Annotated in this window: 17 protein-coding genes; 1 reads left to right on the top strand and 16 read right to left on the bottom strand. The window is 37.9% G+C overall.

What is annotated here, in order from left to right; genetic code table 11:
- Nucleotides 1-1,715: 1,715 nt before the first annotated feature.
- From JCM17102_RS16840 to JCM17102_RS16805, 9 genes are all read right to left on the bottom strand, one after another.
- Nucleotides 1,716-2,285: a hypothetical protein gene (locus JCM17102_RS16840; protein ID WP_025076013.1), complete on the bottom strand. Its 570-nt coding sequence runs from the start codon at nucleotides 2,283-2,285 to the stop codon at nucleotides 1,716-1,718.
- Nucleotides 2,286-2,357: 72 nt separating this feature from the next.
- Nucleotides 2,358-2,879 (bottom strand): RNA polymerase sigma factor, encoded by a 522-nt coding sequence (locus JCM17102_RS28085; RefSeq protein WP_275564411.1) that lies wholly within the window; start codon nucleotides 2,877-2,879, stop codon nucleotides 2,358-2,360.
- Nucleotides 2,876-3,304, bottom strand: coding sequence for a hypothetical protein (locus JCM17102_RS29155; RefSeq protein ID WP_148302073.1), 429 nt, complete (start codon nucleotides 3,302-3,304; stop codon nucleotides 2,876-2,878). Before JCM17102_RS29155 ends, JCM17102_RS28085 begins: the two co-directional genes overlap by 4 nt.
- A gap of 119 nt (nucleotides 3,305-3,423) precedes the next feature.
- Nucleotides 3,424-4,131, bottom strand: a complete 708-nt coding sequence (locus JCM17102_RS29150; protein ID WP_051572974.1) for a hypothetical protein — start codon at nucleotides 4,129-4,131, stop codon at nucleotides 3,424-3,426.
- Nucleotides 4,132-4,148: 17 nt separating this feature from the next.
- On the bottom strand, nucleotides 4,149-5,396 hold the full coding sequence (locus JCM17102_RS16825) for a hypothetical protein (RefSeq protein WP_247646061.1): 1,248 nt from the start codon (nucleotides 5,394-5,396) through the stop codon (nucleotides 4,149-4,151).
- Nucleotides 5,397-5,525: 129 nt separating this feature from the next.
- Entirely contained in the window at nucleotides 5,526-6,944 is a 1,419-nt protein-coding gene (gene dacB / locus JCM17102_RS16820) for a D-alanyl-D-alanine carboxypeptidase/D-alanyl-D-alanine endopeptidase (RefSeq protein WP_373278906.1), read from the bottom strand.
- A gap of 23 nt (nucleotides 6,945-6,967) precedes the next feature.
- Nucleotides 6,968-8,170, bottom strand: coding sequence for a TlpA family protein disulfide reductase (locus tag JCM17102_RS16815; RefSeq protein ID WP_025076010.1), 1,203 nt, complete (start codon nucleotides 8,168-8,170; stop codon nucleotides 6,968-6,970).
- Nucleotides 8,171-8,381: 211 nt separating this feature from the next.
- A complete protein-coding gene (lpdA, locus tag JCM17102_RS16810) occupies nucleotides 8,382-9,764 on the bottom strand; it encodes a dihydrolipoyl dehydrogenase (protein WP_025076009.1) in 1,383 nt (460 codons plus the stop codon).
- A gap of 152 nt (nucleotides 9,765-9,916) precedes the next feature.
- Nucleotides 9,917-10,333, bottom strand: a complete 417-nt coding sequence (locus tag JCM17102_RS16805; protein ID WP_025076008.1) for a PH domain-containing protein — start codon at nucleotides 10,331-10,333, stop codon at nucleotides 9,917-9,919.
- Nucleotides 10,334-10,439: 106 nt separating this feature from the next.
- On the opposite strand from JCM17102_RS16805, the gene nadB reads away from it, so the two are divergent.
- Nucleotides 10,440-12,011: an L-aspartate oxidase gene (nadB, locus tag JCM17102_RS16800; protein WP_025076007.1), complete on the top strand. Its 1,572-nt coding sequence runs from the start codon at nucleotides 10,440-10,442 to the stop codon at nucleotides 12,009-12,011.
- Nucleotides 12,012-12,122: 111 nt separating this feature from the next.
- Here the strand turns inward: nadB and JCM17102_RS16795 are convergent, their stop codons facing one another.
- The 7 genes from JCM17102_RS16795 to JCM17102_RS16770 are packed head-to-tail and all read right to left on the bottom strand — an operon-like array spanning nucleotide 12,123 to nucleotide 22,187.
- Nucleotides 12,123-13,388, bottom strand: coding sequence for a Calx-beta domain-containing protein (locus tag JCM17102_RS16795; protein ID WP_159106351.1), 1,266 nt, complete (start codon nucleotides 13,386-13,388; stop codon nucleotides 12,123-12,125).
- Between the two features lie 26 nt (nucleotides 13,389-13,414).
- On the bottom strand, nucleotides 13,415-13,630 hold the full coding sequence (locus JCM17102_RS16790) for a hypothetical protein (RefSeq protein WP_136498610.1): 216 nt from the start codon (nucleotides 13,628-13,630) through the stop codon (nucleotides 13,415-13,417).
- Nucleotides 13,631-13,644: 14 nt separating this feature from the next.
- Nucleotides 13,645-15,045 carry a RagB/SusD family nutrient uptake outer membrane protein gene (locus tag JCM17102_RS16785; protein ID WP_025076004.1) on the bottom strand — a complete coding sequence of 467 codons (1,401 nt, stop codon included), beginning with the start codon at nucleotides 15,043-15,045 and terminating at the stop codon, nucleotides 13,645-13,647.
- A 13-nt stretch (nucleotides 15,046-15,058) separates the two neighbouring features.
- Nucleotides 15,059-18,370 carry a SusC/RagA family TonB-linked outer membrane protein gene (locus JCM17102_RS16780; protein ID WP_025076003.1) on the bottom strand — a complete coding sequence of 1,104 codons (3,312 nt, stop codon included), beginning with the start codon at nucleotides 18,368-18,370 and terminating at the stop codon, nucleotides 15,059-15,061.
- Between the two features lie 6 nt (nucleotides 18,371-18,376).
- Nucleotides 18,377-19,201 carry an alpha/beta hydrolase family protein gene (locus JCM17102_RS31860; RefSeq protein WP_275564410.1) on the bottom strand — a complete coding sequence of 275 codons (825 nt, stop codon included), beginning with the start codon at nucleotides 19,199-19,201 and terminating at the stop codon, nucleotides 18,377-18,379.
- The gene (locus JCM17102_RS31855; protein ID WP_275564409.1) at nucleotides 19,180-20,643 is read right to left on the bottom strand and encodes a DPP IV N-terminal domain-containing protein; all 1,464 of its coding nucleotides are present in this window, start codon (nucleotides 20,641-20,643) and stop codon (nucleotides 19,180-19,182) included. The genes JCM17102_RS31860 and JCM17102_RS31855 overlap by 22 nt, the downstream gene beginning before the upstream one ends.
- Entirely contained in the window at nucleotides 20,640-22,187 is a 1,548-nt protein-coding gene (locus tag JCM17102_RS16770) for a S8 family serine peptidase (RefSeq protein ID WP_025076002.1), read from the bottom strand. Before JCM17102_RS16770 ends, JCM17102_RS31855 begins: the two co-directional genes overlap by 4 nt.
- Nucleotides 22,188-22,372: the final 185 nt, after the last annotated feature.

Raw genomic sequence — 22,372 nt, 5'->3', positions numbered from 1 at the left:
CCCCCCGTACTGACATGTTCGTACTCATACTCCGTAGTGGATAATAAAAAGCCGTTATCCTTGTAACGGTCCACCCGCTTCAGCTTTCCCGCCAGCCATTGGTCCTCGGACATGTTGATGTATTCGTCCGCATGCTTTCCCGGATTGTTGGGAAGGGGGCATACGAGACCTTTCAACTCACTGTAGGAGTGGCTTATCTACTTAGTGAAGTTCTACAGTCTTCGACCGTTCAATCAAGTCATTCTTACACTTTGTGATGACGAATAAATCTTACAGGGACGGGAACGGAGGAGGGCGGCACTGTTGCCGATAAAGTTTCCATTGGTTCGGATGGACATTATTAAGCAAGGTATTTGTGGCAGTACGCGAATACGTTTGAACGGGTAGTGCTTCAAATTTCTTTTTGCTGACAAGCTGCAATTCTTCCGTTTTCCTAATGAAGAAGGGGGACTTTGGTGTTCTATGAATAGTTAATGTGTTCATGGTATAATTGTTATCAGGATGTTTATAGTTTATAATATCTGTTTTATTTCCGGCTGTTGTCACATGCTGTTACGCATAAGCCGATGCAGGCCGTAAGAATATGGAAGCCTTCTGTCAGGTATTACTAACGGGACCGTAAAAAATCCGATGAGAGCAGAGCTTTTAACAAAATTTATGCCTGGGGCTGCCAAACAACTCTAAGACCTCAGTGTATTATGTTTCATATTGATTCCTCCTTTATAAATGATTAAAATAGTTAGTGTATTTGCGCGCAAAACTCGTGTATCGGTTTGTGAATAACAAATATATTTATTATACACACTAACTATACGCGTTGTTATAATGCAAATATACTAACTATATTGTAAATCCCAAATATAATATTAGTATTTTATACTGTTTTACTAATAACTATTAGCTAAATAATAGTATATGTAAGTGCAATACGCCAACAAATCTAAAGGAATTGTAGTTATAGCAAGATAATTACTAACAGAAAGACTAACAACAGCAAATTAACCGAAGCGTGAGAATAAGTTTTTAAAGCCCCAACAATATATTAAATGACTCAGGAGGGGACATCTTACTATGCCGCAACAATTAACTACGACTACTAAGCATTGCAAAACGGTTATTTTATTGTCATTTGTCACTTTTAAGTGTTATACATCTGAGAATCAGTTGTAATATGGTGACAATAGACCGGTGACAATAGAGTGACAATACACATCTGCAGCATTTCTATTGTCACTTTCATTTTGCTGTTTAGCAACAGAATACACTGGCTGTCATGTGTTTAAGATGCTATTATAAGAATAGGGAGATTAGGGCATATTGTACCCATTCCATCCGTTTTTTGGAAAAATCATAGTCTTGCTATCTTTGCATTACTTGTTTTTTGGAGAGTGGACAGACGTTTTACCTCACCATTACTCTCATTCAGGAAAAGCAGAAAGAGCTACAGAAAGAATACGGGCGAATAGGGCAGAAGAAAGATTTAAAGAAATCTATGGAAACAGAAAAAAGCTAAGATAACATGAATTTAGTTCCTATCACTATTTTCATATTATAATACAAGTTTCATATATTCGAAACTAAAGGTTTCACTCTTTGAAACCTTTAGTTCCTCGGTGTGAAACTATTAGTTTCACTGCATGAAACTAATAGTTCGACTATATCTTTTATACTTAGTCTTTTCTATCTTATCAGTTAGAGACATTTACTTACTATCTCTATCTAGATTGTACAGTCATTAGCAAATGAATCGGATAATTATCTTCGGCAACAGTCATTCCATTTGCTGCATAACAATCGCTTTCCGGGTCCGGCATACTCATTTGTGGCTGCAAAAACTCAGGAGATATCAGAACCGGTACTGTCTGTCTGTTTGTTTTTTCATTTTGAGTAGCCACTTTTTCTGAAGACACAAGTTTTTCTACGTTGTGAGTAGCAGTTAATACCTTCGTTGGCTGCGTTTCTACTTTTTGATATACAGTATCTATCTTTTCGTGTACGACGATTACTGTATCCGTAATAGCCAACCGATTATCCGGCTGTGATTCTTGTCCACCCGAAAACGCATAACCGATTATCCAGCCTAACAAACAGGCAGCAGTCAGCCACCAAGGGGAAATTCGCAACTTTTTCTTTTGATTTTGCTTTTTCCTGATAGACTCCATAACAAAAGAAAAAGAGACAGGAGAATAATCCACCTTTTCCTGTTCATATTGTTTCTTCGCAGAACGAATCAACCGTTGTATTTCCTGTGATTCTTCCAATCTTTCTAAATCATCATTTTTCATAATCACTTGTTTGGGGGTTATAGTTAGATAATGAATGCTGCAATATTCTTAATGTATAAAATAAGCGGGATTTCACTGTTCCTCGGGACAATGGAGCACTTGTGCAATTTCCTGGACCGAAAGTTCCTCTTCATATCGAAGAGTATACGCTGCTCGTTGCTCGTCTGTCAGGCTTGTGAGGATCTTTTTCAATTGTTCATTAAACACTTGCCGATCATAAACAGTCTCAAATTCCGGAGAAACGCAATAATCTTTTTCTTCCATATAGGACTGTTGAGACATATATTCTTCTACAATCTCACGATGTCGATATTCATTTTTACAGAGATTGTACGCCATAGAGAAAACCCATGTAGAAAAACATTTTCCTTGTTGATAACTGTCTCTTGCTTCATAAATACGAAGAAACAATTCCTGTAGAAAATCATCTGCCAAAGCTGCATTACCGGAAAACATCCGCATGAAAAATCCCTTCAACCGGGGAGCGTACCTCTTATAAAGCTCTTCAAAGGCTTTTTCACTCCTTTTAGTGACAAACCGTTCCATGAGTTGCTCGTCCGTTTCGTCATGTTTGAAAGTTCTGAATAACATCATGGTTCCACTCCGTCTATAAGTTTCTGAAATTCGTCTCTCCTATCAACAATTTTAATAACAGACTCTCCTTTCTCCTTCATTTCCAATTGACGAGCCATTACTGCTTCTATCATTTTCTCATATTCAGTAGCAGCTTTAGAAAAACGAGTATGATCCAAAATACCCTGCAACAGATTCTTCAACTTCACATATTGGTTTTTATCCCCACTTGTACGATAGAATTGTAGCAATGGTGCAAAGGAGATAATATAATTCCAATTAGCAGTCATATTGTACGTAATACCCGGATGATAGCATACCCATGGACGACGCAAATAATCTAATAAATAAACCTGCTCATAATTCTTTCTCGCAACTGCTATGTTATTATATGGCTTCAATGAATACTTTAATACTAATCCTTCGGAATATAACTTGTTCTTCAAAGCTTCTAACAGATCCTTTTGAAACACAAATTGGCTGAAATACACCGGGCGTTTTTCTTTTTCCAGAAAATATTCCGCTCCGGGTGCTATCTTTTTACTATCTGAAAAGATTTTCAGATCTACACCCTGCTTCTCCCAAAACCACTTGCCTGTTCGGGTTTCATTAAATCGACCGAGGATATGATCTCAATATCCGCAAATAGTCCTAGTCCATATTGAAGTAAATGATGATAAAATATACTTAATGTCGGTTCGGAAACGAGTACAGAATTTCTCTCCAGACCGACTAACTCGTTGTAACAATAGGAGAGAAGATCGGAAGAAAACAAACCACTCTTATACCATTCATAAGCTATCTCTTTCATCTTTTCTATCTGATGCATCTCGTAACAATAACGTATGTCATCCAGAAAATCCCGTTCACAAGTCCGTTTTAAAGAAAGTATCTGTTGATGAATGCGTTCCTGTTGCTGTGAATCAGTGTTCTGCAACAGGAAATAACGATAGTAGGTACGAGTATCAGGAATAAACTTCTTCATTTTTTTTATACACGTACTCAATTCCTTTCGAAATTCCTGCTTCTTTGAAGAATCCTCTTCCGTTTGCCATATTGCAAAACAGGCGTACGCGTAGTTATCCCATGCCTTTTCATTCCTTTTATCTTTCTTCAATTCTATTTTCCAGGCTTCCTTCTGCGTCTGATACCAGGAAATCTCCAAAGATATAGGATATCCCATCAAAGATATCTCCAGAGGCTTTGTATTCTGGGCAGTTGCTACCTGTCCCAAAATGATGAGAAAATATAATAAATAGATAAATCGCCTCATATTTCTTATCAGTTTACTCAGGAATTAATACTTTTCAAATACTGCTCCCGCACTTCTTTGGTACAAGATTTCGCATCGTCGATAACAGTCCGCAGAATTGAATACAGTTTATCATAATGATTATGATCTTCCGACTCTTTGTAGAATTGTAACAGAGCTTTAAGGGCAGGGATATAATAAAGATTAAGTCCGTCATTCACTTTAGGATCAAAGGCTGACACAGCAAGAGTTTGAGGATAAAAAGACTCACGCAGATAATCCATCAAATACACATTCTCAAAGTTCCGCCGCATAACTGCCAGATTATCATAGGGTTTGGAAGAATATTTCATTAACAGGCCTTCGGAATGCAAATTATCTTTAAGAGCATTTTTAGCCATTTCATCCATTGTTATCGTAAAATAAATAGGCCGATTGCTATACTTAGCAAAATGTTCTATCACTCCTTTGAGTTCTCTGGAGTAGCTTTTCATAAAGTCACCGGGCGAAGCATATGAGATTGTATCATTTTCTGCCTTTCTATATTTAGGTATCCCCAACTCTTCAGTTACTTTATCTATAGAAAAGGAGTTGGTCAAGAAAGGATACATAATAATCTTCTTATCCGCAAACTGGTCTTTTACACTCTGAAGTACCCTGACACCGTACAAATCAAAGCACCCCCCCATAAAAATAATAGCATTTTTCTCTGCCGAAGCTAACTCATTATAGGCAAAGTTCAGTTGCTGGGGAGGAAATTCTCCGGATTCATACCAACGTTTACAGATCTCTTTCAACCGTTTTTCATCTCTCAATGACACAGCCACATAAGTAGGATAATGTAAGACAGCATCAGGCCATTTCTCTATGATCTCGTCAAATGACATTCTCTGTTCACCCGGCTTAATATTCGAGTTCCGCGTAATAGCATAAGTAGCAGTATTAGGTATATTTTGCTTCATACCTTCCAGCATTTCATCCATTTCCTTTTGGATATCCGAGTCCGGAGCCGGATACTTTACCGATGGTTTCATTGACTGCATCAATGAAACACTTTTAAGTATTTGAAGTACTCCCGAATATTCCAGCCATGCTCTTTCGTCTTTAGGGTTATCTTTCACTTTTTGTTTTGCTTGATCCAGCTTATCACGCATACTTTTTACAACCTTTGCAATTGAGTCCGGAGATAATATGTTGTCATTTAAAGCCGACTCAACTTGAGAATATGACAGTGTAGTGTAACAACAAAACAGGATAAACAACAGATATTTGATAGTTTTCATCATTTACTCTTTTTTAATTCGACATTGTTTTCAATAGAACGGTACCGACAAAGCATACACGCGAAGAAAGGAAACGTTCAAACAAAACAGTATTTTCTTTAAAAAAAAGAGAACTAACACTTAATTCGATCATCAACGCCCGATTATTATTTCGCAAACCTTATCCTGAAAAGCTCTTGCTTTAGCTGCTGAAAGCACATTCTGATTCATAATGGCAAATGCGACTTCATGACCGTTCTTCATTCTCAAATATCCTGCCAATGCATTAATAGCTGTATACGATCCGGTTTTTGCATGTACATTCTTATAAGCAACGGTTCCTTTCATTCGGTTTTGCAACGTCCCGTCGATTCCGGCAATGGGAAGTGATTTATACAACTTCTGAAAAATGTCAGTCTGAGAATAAGCATATTTCAGGAAATCTACAAGCAGGGCAGGAGTGAGATAGTCATAATTCGATAATCCGCAACCATCTGCAATCTTATAGTCTTTCGGATCGTGTCCCAATTGCTCAATCAGATTCATAATCTCGGTAATCCCGTCTTTAGCCGTTACATATTTCTTACCTGTAGCTTGCGCCCCCAGACGACAAAGAAAAGCTTCTGCATTCAAATTATCACTTTCCTTCATCAATTGATTCAAAACGTCTTGCACCGGAGTTTCCCGACTACTCATCTTTTGTACCCCAGCAAGAGGAATTTCAGCAAAACCATACGATTGGGGAACTACAATTCCACGCCCCTGAAGTCGTTCAAGAAATGCGTGCATGAAGTAACACTTTGAATCATAAACATTGACCCAGGATTTACGAATACCATCCATATTACCTTTTACAATGATATTATTCCCATTAGTAAGCCAATCACGTGAAACAGAGAACTTTCCGGCAGACGGAGTATGTGTTTTTGCCTGATTCGTCACTGTATAATAAGAAGAGATCGGTTTACAAAAGACTCTTGCCGAATCTCCCTGTTGAGCTCCTGGGGCAACTTCCACTTCAACAATACCTTTACAATACATTAACGGAGACAAATAAGGTTGATAAGCTTCCGGATTATCATCCCATGCCCAACCGCTTCCCCAATAAAGTGAGTCTTTCATGGATACATCTCCATAGACCTGTCCGTTAATCACCGAAAAAGGGAAAGTGATCACCTCTCTTACCAGCGAATCCATTGCCAGTTCGTCAAATTCAGGATCAAATCCTCCTACAACATATAGATTGCCTTGCAAAGTATCATGCTCTATCACACCGTCATACCACACCTCTGTACGAAAAGGATCATCAGCTTCGGGACGGGACAGAGCAGTAATTGCCGTCAGTAACTTCATTGTCGAAGCAGGACGGGAGAGTTTATCAGCACGAAAATTATATAATGGAGTCTTTGCCGTCAGATCATAAACAGATATCCCGACTTCAGAGGCTACGGGAAGCATCTTTTTGATTAATGAATCAATTTGAGAAAAGTCACTCTGTCCCCATAAGGGCAAAAAACAGATAGACAATACAACCGATATAAAAGTTTTCCTCACATAAAACTGTTTCTTCATATTTCCTCTATAATCTTCCTCAATTACTTAATATTCTGTTTCACTTTATCTAAAAGCGACCCTTCTCCATATCCCGACCACACATCTTGAATCTTTCCGTCAGGGGCAATAAGTACATAATACGGTATTCCGTTCACCTGATAGCTTGCTGCAAGCCCGGTACGTCCTCTACGGAGTTCATTCCACTGATTACCTTCCATACCCTTATTTTTTATATATTCTTTCCAGTTGTCTTTCGGATCTTCACTGATACTGACTACTACAAGTTTGTCTTTATACATTGCTACAATCTTCTTCATTTCAGGTATAGATTGTACACAAGGTCCGCAACCGCTACTCCAGAAATCAAGTAAGATGTAATTTCCTTTAAACTCTGCAAGGTGATGTAACGCATCCGCACTGTCATATAAATCTCCATCCACCATTGCATCTCCCACGCCAACAGTAACAGGTGGATAAATATATTGAGTAATTTCCTGTCCGGCAGGTGTTTGTTTCTCTTCATCGGACATTCTGGTATAAAGCTCTTTCACCTCATCCTTATAGGGCATAATATTCTCATATTTCATCATAGAAGCATACAGTAACAAATTATTAATCCAAACCTTAGAAACGGGAGCACTTTTCATATATTCCATTTCTTTTTTCCAGATTTCCTTTTGCAGCGGATTTTCCAGCTTCCGAATAGAATCTATTTTAGCCCATGCTTTTTTAGCAAACTCTTCATCTCCCGGATGATCAATAAACATCATACGCTGCCAATCATAACTGGCAGCTAAATGTTGCATCAATTCTCTTTGCTGCGTCATGGCACAATCCATAAAACGGTTCTCTTCCAATTGTTCGGGAATATCACTTTCTATCGTCCAGGTTCTCAAAAGTTTATCTTGACCACTGATTTCAATATACTTCCCCGGTGCTACCCACACGTTCAACCATATACCGGGAAAGCCTTTGCTTTTAGACATTATTAATAACTGTCGAGTGTCCGAAATGGTGTCACGAAATGAAAACTCTCCATTGGTCAAGGTATCTTGAGACAGCAATTTTATAATATTCCCTTCACTCACGTACAAACCAATGACAACACTATCCGGAACATTCTTCAACTTTCCATAAATGAAATACTCATTTGCCGGAATATTTCTCCTTTTCTGAATTGAACAGTTGATCATAGTCATACATACAAGCAACGATAAGAAAACCCAAACAACACACTTTCTCATTTTATCTTCTAATTTATATAAAACAGTTATAAGTTACACAACATAATTAATTCATACTAAGATCAATTATAGTATCTGTCATTAGCTTCGCTCAAAACACCTTTTGCTTTTAGACGACCGTAAGGAGAAATAAACTTTTCTAGAATAAATGTTTTCTCTCTGTATTCAAAAAGAAAAAATCCTCCACAAGTTCAGGATGACAAAATCAACCTTACAATACCTCCCTGAAAATTTCACCTACAGTAGGGTGAGGGAAGACTATCTTTTTCCATTGTTCAGCCGTCAGTCCTAATTCAATGGCAGTTCCGGCAAGTGTAATAATCTCCGAAGCCGGATTCCCCATTACATGTGCACCTATAATTCGTTCTTGTTCGTCCAGAAGTATTTTACAAACTCCATTCACCCCTTCATTTTCCGCCACAAAACGACCGGAATAAGCCATCGGAAGTTTCACAATCCGATAATTGATCCCTTTCGCCAGAGCAGATTCTTCTGTTTCGCCTACTCCCGCAATCTCCGGATTGGTATAAACCACTCCCGGAATAGCACGATAACTCATACTGTCTTTTTTGCCTAAAATAGAATGTATAGCTACTTCTGCTTCACGAACAGCAGTATGAGCCAATAAAGAAAAACCGGTCAGGTCACCGCAAACATACACATTGGGTTCGGAAGTCTGCATTTGAGCATTTATTCTAATAGCTCCACGCTCTGTTCTTTCCAGATGAAGGTTTTCAAGCCCGAAACCTTTCGTCACAGGACGGCGCCCCACACTAAGTAGTAAACGATCAGTCTCTCCAAAACTTTCTTCTGGTTGAGAAAGGCAATCTGAAGGTTCGTTCTCCAACATAGGTTTATAGGTATATCTTATCCCTTCTTGAGAGAGTGACGGGGAGAAACTTGTAACCTTCGTACTAAGCAGGAATTTAATTCCCCGCTTTGCATATTCAGCCCGCAACATGCCGGAAAGCTCTTTATCCATGCCACTCAGAATTTCATCCATCATCTCAATGATGGTCACCTCTACTCCCAGACTATTAAAGAACGAAGCAAACTCCATTCCGATCACTCCGCCACCGACGATGGCCAAAGAAGACGGTAATTCTTTATTGTTCAATGCTTCGCGATGTGTCCAATAATCTATCGACTCTACACCGGGAATAGGAGGAATAAAAGTCTCGGAACCTGTACAAAGTACCAGATTTTCTCCTTCAAATACCTCTTCACCACAACGAATTGTGTTCTTATCAATAATTTGAGCTTCACCTGATACAATAGTCACATTATTTGAAGTCAGCTTTGCCTTTACTCCCAGCACTAATTTACGTACTACTTTCGTTTTCCTTGCAATAATTTTGGGTAAATCAAAAGAGACTTCTGATATATTCACTGCATATTTTGAAGCATGTTTGGCGCTATCGAACGTTTTTGCAGAATAAAGTAATGTTTTTGTAGGAATACAACCTTCATTCAAACAGACACCACCCAAACTATTTTTCTCGATTAGCAATACATTCAAACCGGCTTTACCGGCAACTTCGGCAGCTGTATATCCTGCAGGACCTCCACCAATAATGATCACTTGGTATTTCATAGTAAATAATTTATATAAATTTTATATATGATTTATGGTTCATTGATTTAATCTTTATACTCTGTATGCTAGACATATAATCGGACTGACACATATTAGATGTCCAGCAATCGTCCTCAGAATATGTTCAAGAAGAGAATATGAGTTCTAAATCATCTTTTAGAATCAAGTTTCTCACTCAACATCCTTTTTTCAATCAACTGCATAAATTCCTGTTCTTTGACAGGCATTAGTGCTTCATATTTTCTTTCATCATATTTTATCAGCACATAACGAGTCACTGAAAACCGACCGAATTTCATGGAATGGCATTGCTCAATAAAACCAATCTTGGAAATAGGAATGACTTTCTTACGGCTAAAACGTCCCTGATGTATAATTAGTGTTCCGTCCGAAGTTACAGTATAAACAGTATGAATAATCTGTTCTATCAATACGATCAACAATAACACCATAAACACCGCCGGCAAGATATATTTGCACCATAAAGCAGCAACAGCATTCACTGTAAACAACGCCAAAGCAAAATACTGATACCAAGCAATACGAGCATGAAATATTCGATTCATTTTGTCAGATTTTTGCGTGCAAGGTAGCAATTTTATGAATTAGTGACAACGAAAAGTACAACGAAGTGAGTTATTTTGTAGCTTTGCGGTGAGAAATAACAAAATTATGGTAAGAAAGTTCGATTTCCTCGTCATCGGCTCCGGAATTGCCGGTATGAGTTTTGCGCTGAAAGTTGCGCACAAAGGTAAAGTTGCTCTTATCTGTAAAGCTGGATTAGAAGAAGCCAATACATTTTTCGCCCAGGGCGGTATCGCTTCTGTTACTAATCTTGCAGTAGACAATTTCGAAAAGCACATTGAAGATACGATGATTGCAGGTGACTGGATTAGTGACCGTACAGCAGTAGAAAAAGTAGTCCGTAACGCTCCCGAACAAATCAACGAACTGATCAAGTGGGGAGTAAACTTTGATAAGAAGGAGAACGGAGATTTCGACTTGCACAAAGAAGGCGGCCACTCTGAGTTCCGTATCCTTCACCATAAAGATAACACTGGGGCAGAGATACAGGACAGCCTGATTGAAACGGTGAAAAACCATCCGAACATTACTGTATTCGAAAACTTCTTCGCAGTAGAAATCATTACCCAACATCATTTGGGAATTATTGTAACCCGTTATACGCCCGGTATTAAATGCTACGGTGCGTATGTATTAAACGAAGCTACCGGAGAAGTAGATACATTCCTCTCCAAAGTAACGGTAATGGCAACCGGCGGATGTGAAGCCGTTTATCGCAATACAACTAATCCGTTAGTAGCCACAGGAGATGGAATCGCTATGGTTTATCGTGCCAAAGGTGCAGTAAATGATATGGAATTTATTCAGTTCCACCCCACAGCGCTTTTCCATCCGGGAGACCGCCCAAGTTTTCTCATCACGGAAGCTATGCGTGGCTATGGTGCCGTACTCCGTACACAGGATGGCAAGGAGTTTATGCAGAAATACGATTCACGCCTGTCATTAGCACCACGCGACATTGTAGCACGTGCCATCGACAATGAAATGAAACAACGCGGAGACGACCATGTTTATCTCGACGTAACACATAAAGACCCGGAAGAAACCAAAAAGCACTTCCCGAATATCTATAAAAAATGCCTTAGCCTCGGCATCGATATTACCAAAGATTATATACCAGTAGCTCCGGCCGCTCATTATCTTTGCGGAGGCATCACAGTCGATCTGGATGGTCAATCCAGTATCCGTCGCTTGTACGCACTGGGTGAATGTTCATGTACCGGTCTGCACGGTGGAAATCGTTTGGCTTCCAATTCGTTGATAGAAGCCGTGGTTTATGCTGATGCAGCTGCCAAACATGCTTTAAGCGTACTTGAACGCTATGACTTTAATGAAGACATTCCGGAGTGGAATGACGAAGGAACGATTTCTACGGAAGAACGGGTACTGATCACTCAAAGCATGAAGGAAGTCAATCAGATTATGGAATCTTATGTCGGTATCGTCCGCAGTAATCTTCGTCTGACCCGTGCTTGGAATCGTCTGGATATTCTTTATGAAGAAACGGAAAAGCTATTTAAGAGCAGTAAAGCTACCCGTGAACTTTGCGAACTTCGTAATATGATTAATGTAGGTTATCTGATTACACGTCAGGCTATGGAACGGAAAGAAAGCCGGGGACTGCATTATACGATTGATTATCCACGGAAACAAGAATGATCAAAAAGTACCTCAATCATTCAATATGAGGCTGAATTCTAAAACTTCATCAAATTAAAACTGAAAGTCTTAAAATTCAGCCTCTTCATTATACTAGTTATTTACAGTCATTTATTTGACCCGAGTGAAATGCAAACGAAGTGGAGCTAATTTCATAATAGGATCTTCTCCATAGTCTTTCATCATATCATAAGTATTCGTCATAAAATCCGTAGGTTCAAAATCATCAATAGTACATTCAAGTATATCTTTTCCGTCTGACTTTATAATGCGGAAACCAACAACTGCCGCACGATTACTAGTATTATTAGCAGAAAAATTTACATTAACTGAAGGAAACTGTAATACTGCTATTTTCGCAGTTACTTGATATCGAGTACTCTCTTCCTCAATTGTCTTTTCAAGTTCCCCTTTATAAGTTACCGTACAAGATTCTGTACCAAAATAGTTTTTCAGGTCACCACTTAAAGTAGGAATAAAAGTATATTCTTGATAAGAATTACCCTCAAATTTAATCTGATCCGCAGAAGTTCCTGTTGGAAATTTAGTAATATCTTCTCCCCACATATTTTGATAGAATGTTAAATTAGATATTTTATCAAATGCCCATGTGCCAGTTAATATATACGGACCGCTAATAGTAATTATAATGGAAGCATTATTACCATAAGCATATCCATCTCTTTCTACCAAGCGTAACACCAGTTTATCTTTTCCTTCTTCCTTCTTCAGGAATTTAACAGATACAGTTCCTTTGTTTTTATTTTTAAGAACAGTAGCATACTTACCACCATCAAACGAGAAATGAGTACCTTCCACTGCAGTAGAAGAAGGATCAACCTCTATATCAAATCTTGTTTCCTCTGATACTTTATAAACAGCTCCCGTCATAGTTTCAAGAGTAATACCATAAGAAGTAGCTTCGGTTAAAATACCGGAAACATTATCAAATGACATAATAACTCCTGTATTGCCAAGTAATTCCACAGATGTATAGCTTCCAACTCCAACTTTAAAACCCGCTGGAGCCGTTCCCAAGTTAACAATCAACTCTTTATCTTCTTCACCAATATTTTCTTCGATACGTTTTACTTTAAGCACGGCTTCTGTCTCACCTGCTTTTAATGTAATCGATTTACCCGCTGTAAAATCTGTACCTTCCACTGCTGTCCCCGAAAATAAAACTGGTATAGAAACTGTAGCAGAAGCAGGTTGATCTGAAATAAGCCTTAACTCTATTTCACCTTTAGCTAAAGAATAATGCGCCTGATTAAAATTCAACTCTATCAACTCTACAAAGTTATCGTCATCATCAGATGAACAAGACGTAACTACTAATGAGCACATCACAAATAAATAAAACAAAATTTTCTTCATAATTTTCATCGTTTTTTAATTAATAATTATTGAGATACATATTCATTATACTCCTGCTTAATAGCATCAATCACAGCAGTTTCATTTGCATTTAGTACAACTGGATCCGGTATTTTGTATATCTCACTGCTTACCACAGTTTCTCTTGGCGGTACTTCATCTATATCCTCACAAGCAGAATACATACAGTTTGTCAATAACAAGCAAACAATTAGTACACCATAGATCATTTTCTTTTTCATACTCTCTTCTCCTTTCATTTTAATTCTGTATATCCGGGATTCTGTATTAACCCATCAACTAATTCTATCTCCCTAGGTGAAATGGGCAGCGTATACATATACTTTTGAGTTACATATTTGCGACCATTGTATGCTGTCCAATACTCAGGCATACCGTTTCTTTTCTGTTCAAAAAATCGGTCTCCCTCCAAAAACAACTCCTTCCTCCGTTCACGTAAAATTAGGCCCATCAACGGGGTCAGAGCATTTCCTTCCGCATCAGTTACAATAATTTCTGTATCTTGAAGAGAAGGCAGATTATCCATTTCTAAATCCTTATAATCATTAATACGATGAGCGCGTAGTTCATTAATTGAACGCAATGCCAATTCCGGCTTATCTAAATGGTAATAACACTCCGCTTCCATTAGTTTAAACTCAGCTATACGCATACCACAAAAGAAGGTCTTTATAGCTATCCTTTTATTATTTACCCAAAGTGCATAACGTATATCGCTTACTTTTTCTTCCTCAGTAAATGTATTTAAAAACCTCTTGCTCACAGGACGATATTGAAGATAAGTTTTTGATGCTGTTATTTCAGTCATATCAACAGTCATCCGATATGATTTCAATAATTGATTCCCTACTAGGTCATAAGAAGTAGACATCATATTTTTATAAGCATCTCCTTTCAATAATCCATACTTTGTGAGTAACTCTTGCGCTAATGGTAAAGCTTTTCCCCATTGTTTGGTCCAGAAATATAAACGAGCTAAATAGCCTTTAACTACATCTTCTGTAAAGCGATAAAGGTCATTTTTCATATGATAGGAAAGTGAATGATTTAAATCAGATTCAATTAAATCAATTGTTTCCTGCATTGTACTACGAATAGGTCTTTCTTCCATATCAAATGACATCACCAAAGGTACGCCTAACTGATTTTCAAAGCTGCCAATTTGCGGCACTTCACAATAAAAACGTAATAATTGGTAATAAGCAACAGCACGCATAGCGTAGGCAGTAGCACGTACTTCACCTGCTTCTGCTGTTCCACTTTCTTCCATTTCTCCCAAAACAATATTACAGTCACGTATTATTTCATAATAAGTACTATATCGTCGTGAAGCAGCTATTGAACCAACTAAATTTCCTATATAAACATTCATAAGCCGTCCATTCTGTGAAGTAAGACAAACTTCAAAGTCATCTCCATACGCCCCATCCATATCCAATAACACCGACGAATTTCCAACCAGAGCCTCATCTATTCCTCCATCAATTTCATTCAACCAAGTATGTAATAACGCTGAAAATTCTTCGGATGTCTTAGGTATTGTTTTTCCATACGGTTTGATATCCAAATAATTGCTACAGGAAATAAAAGACAATGTTATAAGTCCATATATCCATAAAATAATCTTTCTCTTCATTGTTTTCCTCCATTTAAAATCCGACAGAAAGTCCCATTGAGAATGTACGTGGAGTGGGATAAACCGCTCCCGGAGTCTCTGGGTCAATGCCGGAGTAGTTTGTAATAGTAAATAAATTACTCATACTGAATGACAATGCTAACGAATTAATATGTGCTTTCTGCATCCACTTACCCGTAAAATTATAGCCTATCATTAACGAACCAAGTTTAAAATAAGACACATCTTCTAACATAGAAGCTTTAGTTATAAAATCTATAGATGGTACAAAATCATCCAGTCCAAGATCTTCGCCATACGCATCAATGATACGCGGATGACCGTTGGTAATTGGATTGTCCGGCGTCCAACGATTCACAACATCTTTCGCCACATTCAAATGATTGACATATAAATCATTCTCCTGTGTTGGTATTGTCTCTAGAGTGTTTCCTGATAATGTACTGTAACTAATAGGACAATTTATATTATTTAAAATTTTCCCGCCTAATGAGTAAGTTCCTCCTATACTTAAATTCAAGTTTTTATAAGAAACCGAAATAGAATATCCTCCATTAGTAGGAGCAGTACTAGTTCCTAAATAAAAAGAATAGTTATTAGCATTTCGACGGTCTTCTGCTGTTGTAAACACAGCGTCAGGACGTGATTCATATGTATAAACACCTAATTTTTTATCAATTTTGTTTACCTTCCCACTAATAATAGCTCCCAAAGGATAACCCACATGATTAGTTCCCCAACTACGATACCCAGAATTAACATCATATTTTAACAACTTATTCCGATTATAAGCTATATTTGTAGAAACAGAAATATTCCAATCTTTTGTTTTTAAAACATTGGCATTCAAAGTAACTTCAATTCCTTGATTTAATAACTCCGAAGTATTGTAAGATTGAGTAGAAAATCCCGTAGTATAAGGAACATACACAGTTGTAACTGCATCACGTGTCCGACGATCATAAAGTTCTCCCTGCAAACGGAAACGATCATTAAAAAAGCCCATATCCATCGATATTTTCATATCTCTTGTTTTTTCCCAACGCAAATGTGGATTTGGTGCATTCTTCAGATATCCCATACGATAATAATCTGTATCTGTCCGACGGAATGATGAATTATAATCCATTACTAATTGCGGATAAACACTTTTATTTATATTTCCAGTATATCCAAATGCAGCACGAAATGAAAGACTACTGATAACAGACTTCAAGGATTGCATAAAAGCTTCTTGATCTACATTCCACGACAAACCTAATGAACCCGTAGGATTAAATTGTTCTTTACTCCCAAAATTATTAGAGCCATCGGTACGCCCTGTAAAACTAAGAACATAACGCTGTTTAAACACATAATCAAATGAAAAATAGAAAGATGCAAATGCATCTTCTACAATACTTTGTCCCGACAACCCATCTATAATAGCAGCATAAGCTAATAAATCAGCATATTCTATCTTAGTATCTGACGGATAAGTAGGCGTTGCTGAATTACCCGTCACCGGATCATACCCATATCGTTTTTCATAAATACTTTTAGCATATTGCCCTCGAATCTCTGTTCCCAACAAAGCACTGATATAATGATCTTCAGCAAATGTATTGAAATAATGCAACTGTCCTCGCAAATTATAACTGGTATTATATGCCGAAGTCTGTGTGATTGAACCATATATACGATCTGTATTATCATCTTTAAAAGGACGGTCTGTCCATGCCGCATAAGTATTCTTTCCGTTAATATTATCGGTCGTATTTGAAACATAACCATACGAAGCCAGACCTTCAAAACTGAAATTATCGAGAATATTCACACTTAAATTAGCAATTAACGAAGCTGAAATATTTTTCGTATTATTGGATGTTTCATTGATCTCGCGGAATATGTTATATCCATCTTTTGGTAATCTTACATCATAAGAACCATTAGCATGTGACAAACTATAATAAGTTTTATCTGCTGCATACGAACCGTCTTCATTATAAACCTTTTCATATGGATTAGCAAAATAAGCATACTTGAATGGATCCACACCCAATGAAGAGGAGTTTGAATGTTGCATCGCCATATCAGCCGTAAAACCTAATTTTACCCGTTTATTGGGTTTCATGTCTATTTTAGCATTTACATTATAACGATCATAATCTGTTTTCTTCACTAATCCGTTATTCTGTGAATAACCTAGTGATACGTAATATGAATTCTTTTCTGAACCTCCGGATAAAGACAAATAATGGCTCTGCGATACAGAATTCTGAAACAGCTCTTGAAACCAATCTGTCGTATGTGCTCCCAAAGATTCAATTGTTGCATCTTGTTGTTCCTTGGTCATGCCGGCATATTGTTTATATCCAGAACGAATCATCCCCACAACACCTATTACCGGATAATTACTACCCTCTGCAAACTTTTTTGCAGAAAATTCATCCCACAATTCTTGTTCCCAAGCCAACTTTTCTTTGGAATTCATCAAGTTTGCATCTCTAGGAGGGCTTGTAACAATAGAAACATTCGTAGAATAATTAATTTGCATCTTACCCTCTTTTCCTCGCTTCGTTGTCACAACAATTACACCACCCGCTGCACGAGAACCATAAATAGCAGCTGCAGAAGCATCTTTCAAGACTGTAACAGATTCGATATCACTAGGATTAATCCCAGCAATTCCATTCGTAAAAATGTCATTAAAATCTCCAGCTTTAATTCGGCTAGTTTCGATACTCGGTATGTCCCTCTGTAAAGGAACTCCATCTACTACCCATAGCGGCTCAGCATTACCTGTGATCGTATTTGTACCTCGAATACGAATCTTTGCAGATTCCCCTGGGCGACCAGAAACAGCTTTAATATCTACACCTGCAATTTTCCCCTGCATCAACATATCCAAATTCGCTGTTGGCGCACCTTTCAAATCTTTTGCCGTTAATGTTGCTAATGATCCCGTAGTACGACGTTTGGTAGTACGTTGATATCCTGTGACTACCACTTGATCCAATTCAGACACTACATCTTCCAACGTGATATATCCGGAAATAGGTTTAGTCACTCGCATTACTAAAGGTTTCATGCCGACATAGCTAAATTCAATTTCAGCATTTTTATCAACCCACAACGATACCTCACCATTTTCATTTGAGATAACTCCCTGAGCTTTGCCTGCTACTTTTACTGTAGCTCCCGGCAATGGATTTTTGTCTGAATCCACTATAGTCACCTTAACTTGGATCGTAGCATCACCTTGTGGCCTTTGAGCAGACAAGCCTATAGCCATACAGCATAAACAACTTAATAGAAATACTCTAAATATTCCCATACACCTCATAAGCTTTTATTTATGGTTAATAATATCAATATGTCTTTGTGAAGGCCGAAGAAGATTCTCCACAAAGTAGTAACGAATCAGGTTCTGATAATAAGGGCTCATCACCCCATGGTCTTTCCCTGGAAGAATAAACATATCAAAACGCTTATTCGCTTTAATCAAAGCATCCGCCAACCGATAGGTAGAGGAAGGAGGCACATTCTTATCTACATCACCGGTAATCAGCATCAACTTTCCTTTCAAATTACCTGCTAACTCCATATTAGTAGGAATCTTCACGGAAAAAGTCATTTTTCCCGTCTTAGTATCTTTTTTCTCATTCAATCCATGAAATGTTTCTCCCCACCATTGAATATATATATTGTTATCATGATTGCCGGAGGCGGCTACTGCCACTTTATAAAAGTCCGGATAAGTAAGGATTGAGGCTACCGTCTGAAAAGCTCCTCCGGAATGACCGTAAATACCTACTCTATCTAAATCAATATAAGGATATTCCTTAGCCAACTGTTCTATCACATATTTGTCATCTGCCAACGGATAATCACGCAAATTACCATAGCTAAAGCAATAAAAATCATGTCCGCGCAATGGCGAGCTCCCTCTCGGGGCTACATTGATCACAATAAAACCCAACTCCGCTAAAGACTGATTACCATTATCATCAAGTACGAAAGATTGAGGAATCTGATCATCCTGAGGACCCGGATATACATTACTTATAATCGGATATTTCTTGCTCTTATCCAAATGAGAAGGCAGATACATCAATCCATATAAATCTGTCTGTCCATCGGCCGCTTTCACTTTCAACAGCGTAGGGGCTGCCATCCGGCCTGCCGAAGATCACTGCCATCCATTTGGTCTACCTTAAAATTCTTCCTGGGATTTTCAATGGACAACACATTCATCACCGGAAACATATCCATACGCGAATACTTATCTACCGCATATTTCCTATCTCCGGAAAGAGTCAGCTCATGATTGCCATTACCAGGAGTCAGCAAAACTTGTTCCTTGCCATCCAAACGCGCTTTATAGAAAAAAGTATAATAAGGATTTATGCCTTCCTCTTTTCCGTATCCAGAAAAGACCATTTCTCTTTTCAGCGTATCCACATGAACAATGTTACCGGCTACAAGATTTTCACCTTTTGTGATACGATTCAGCAATTTTCCGTTATGATCATAAAGATAATAATTCCCTTTTCCCGTACGCTCTGACCACCAAATGAAATATTTACCTTGCTCCAATATCTTATAATTAAACAAAGTAAGATTGATATGAGGAACACACTCTTCCGAAATCAGTTCAGTGACCGTACCGTCTTCCACATTTATCCGGCAAAGATCTATTTTGTCGGCCTTACGGCTTCTCCGGGTAATATATAATGCGGTAAGAGAGCGGAAATAATCCATTGCCACAACCTGATCCGGATACTTTTCGATAGGTAGTAGTTTCCCTTGCCCCCGATCGGCATCATACCAAAACACACGATACTGACGTACTCCCGCATCACCTGGCATAGGCATTTTAAAGGTATTCATAGTAGGACGTGAATTACCCAGTGAATGAATTAAGCTTATTTCTTTCACTTCACTCATGTCCTGCATCATATATATATACCGATGTCCCAGCCAAAAACCTTTCGAATTGGTAGATACCGTATCCTTCGAATTACGATAAGTATAAGAAGCATCTTCTTTTCCGTCAAACGTGACTCGTTTTACGGACCCTGTCCGATTATCTCGCACAAACAAGTCATAACCACTTCCTAACATACTATATAAAGAATCAGCACTATGGCAAGATTTTTTAAGATCTAAACGATCTATCACTTTCTTCTCAACCGGGATTTCAGACAGCTTACCTGTATTCATATCATAGACCATTGATTTGCCTTTCTTATCGAGATAAAAGCGGCTAAAATCATTATTCTTAAATTGATACCCATACAGCTGAATATCTTTTGCATCCAACGTATCTCCAGTAATCTGAGCATATTGACGGACAAACAGTTTATTATCCTTTATCATGCTTTTTCTTTTCCCATTTTCAGCATTCACCAGATAATGCCGGTTTCCATCTTGACTTTTTACGTCATAAGAAAAATAGTGGCTGCCTTTTATCCAATTGGGATAAAGAGTCCTACCTTTTATATATTGTTCCAAAGAATCAGCGGAACATTTTTCAGCCTGCGTCCAATTCGCTTCCTGAGCAAAAACAGACAGGGAAAAAATGCTTGAGAATAATATAAAGATCAGTTTTCTCATTTCTTATATTCTATTGCTAATTTCACAGCTTGTAATGCGTCCACAATACCCCCACTCGTACAAAGCCCTTCTTCCTGCATCGGACGAACGCTTTTTATCAAAATATCCTTGACCTGCGCAGCTTTTAATTTAGGGAAATATGCTCGAAGCATAGCAGCTACAGCAGTTACTACCGGAGCCGCAATACTTGTTCCCTGCGACTTCATATATTCGTTGCCGACAGTGACTGAAGTAATATCTTCACCCGGAGCAAACACATCAACTCCCTTCTGCCCATAATTGGAGAATGAACACATTTTTCCTCGTTTATCTGATGCCCCCACTCTTAAATAGTTAGAGAAAATAGCTCCCGATTTATCTTTTGCCGAAGGAAAATAAGCAACATCATCGATATCCTTTTTATTATTTCCCGCTGCCTGAACTAACAAAACATCTTTTTTTGCAGCATAGGCAATGGCTTCATTTACCATCTCCGCATTAGGAGACGTATATTTACCTAAACTCATATTAATGACTTTAGCACCATTATCTACAGCATATCGGATAGCAGTTGCTATATCCTTATCATATTCATCGCCATCGGGTACGGCACGAAGTATCATCAACTTAGCTTGCGGATAAACCCCTGTCACCGAGACATTACCCACTCCTTGTCCGGCAATAACTCCAGCCACAAATGTGCCATGATCACAACCTTCCACCTGTAGGATAGTATTTCCATAAAAACGGTCCTTTGGATCCGTCATATCATCTCCCATCAACAGTCGTTTGTCCGCATCATGTTCAATACCATCAATACGTTTTTTCATCAAATTGAACTGTGACCTATGCGTATCTCTGATTTTTTTCCATAACGCATCTTTCCCTCCTTTATACATATCGACAAATAGAGTTTGGCAGGCTTTATTCCATTTCTCATTATCAATGGGTAAATGAGTGAGTCCGTTGATTGTCAACGTGTCTACTGATACTCCCGGTGTCACTTGCAATACAGAATCTACCAACTGATAAGCATCATCTTTCATGGCAGTATATCCAAAAAACTTTATGTAATTAACGATACCTGCTTTCTTCTTCATCATATTATAATAAGCATACTCGTTAACATCTTTCACAGAAGCGGAATCCTTGTCTTTATACTTTGGAAAAAGTCTTTTAAATTCACGATATTCTTCGGTACCAGCACTAATCATGTTAAAAGTTCCGTCTTTGGTTCCTAAAAAATTCCAACCATGTATATCATCCGTGTATCCGTTTTTATCATTATCCTTTCCATCCTGTTTCTCTTTGCGGTTAGTCCAAAGAGCAGATTGAAGATCGACAACAGTAGTATCAATACCAGAATCAATAATACCGACAATGATTTGTTTGCGAGGGGTCAGTTTTTTGGTTTTTAAAAAATGTAATGCATCTTCAGATCTCACCCCTTGTAATGTATCATTATACATTTTATGCCATTTCAACGAAGGAGAATGCTGAGCTACAGAAATGTTTGATACACTAAGGTAGACAAACAAACAAGTCAATAATTTTAATCTTTTCATATATCGCTGCTTTATAGTTACACATTTAGCAAAGCAATATGCAACGTTTTCACGCAAAAATACGATATTATACAATAATAAACAATACTGTATATTAGTTTTTTTAGCTGAAACATAAAAATAAAGAAAAAGGAATAAATATACACCTTAAAAGTAGAAAGAGAAAAAGCAGATAAAAGAAAATA

Origin of the sequence: Bacteroides faecichinchillae JCM 17102, assembly GCF_000614145.1 — a bacterium.
GTDB lineage: Bacteria > Bacteroidota > Bacteroidia > Bacteroidales > Bacteroidaceae > Bacteroides > Bacteroides faecichinchillae.
Note: the sequence above shows the minus strand (reverse complement) of the source record. Positions and strands in the feature narration are given on the sequence as shown.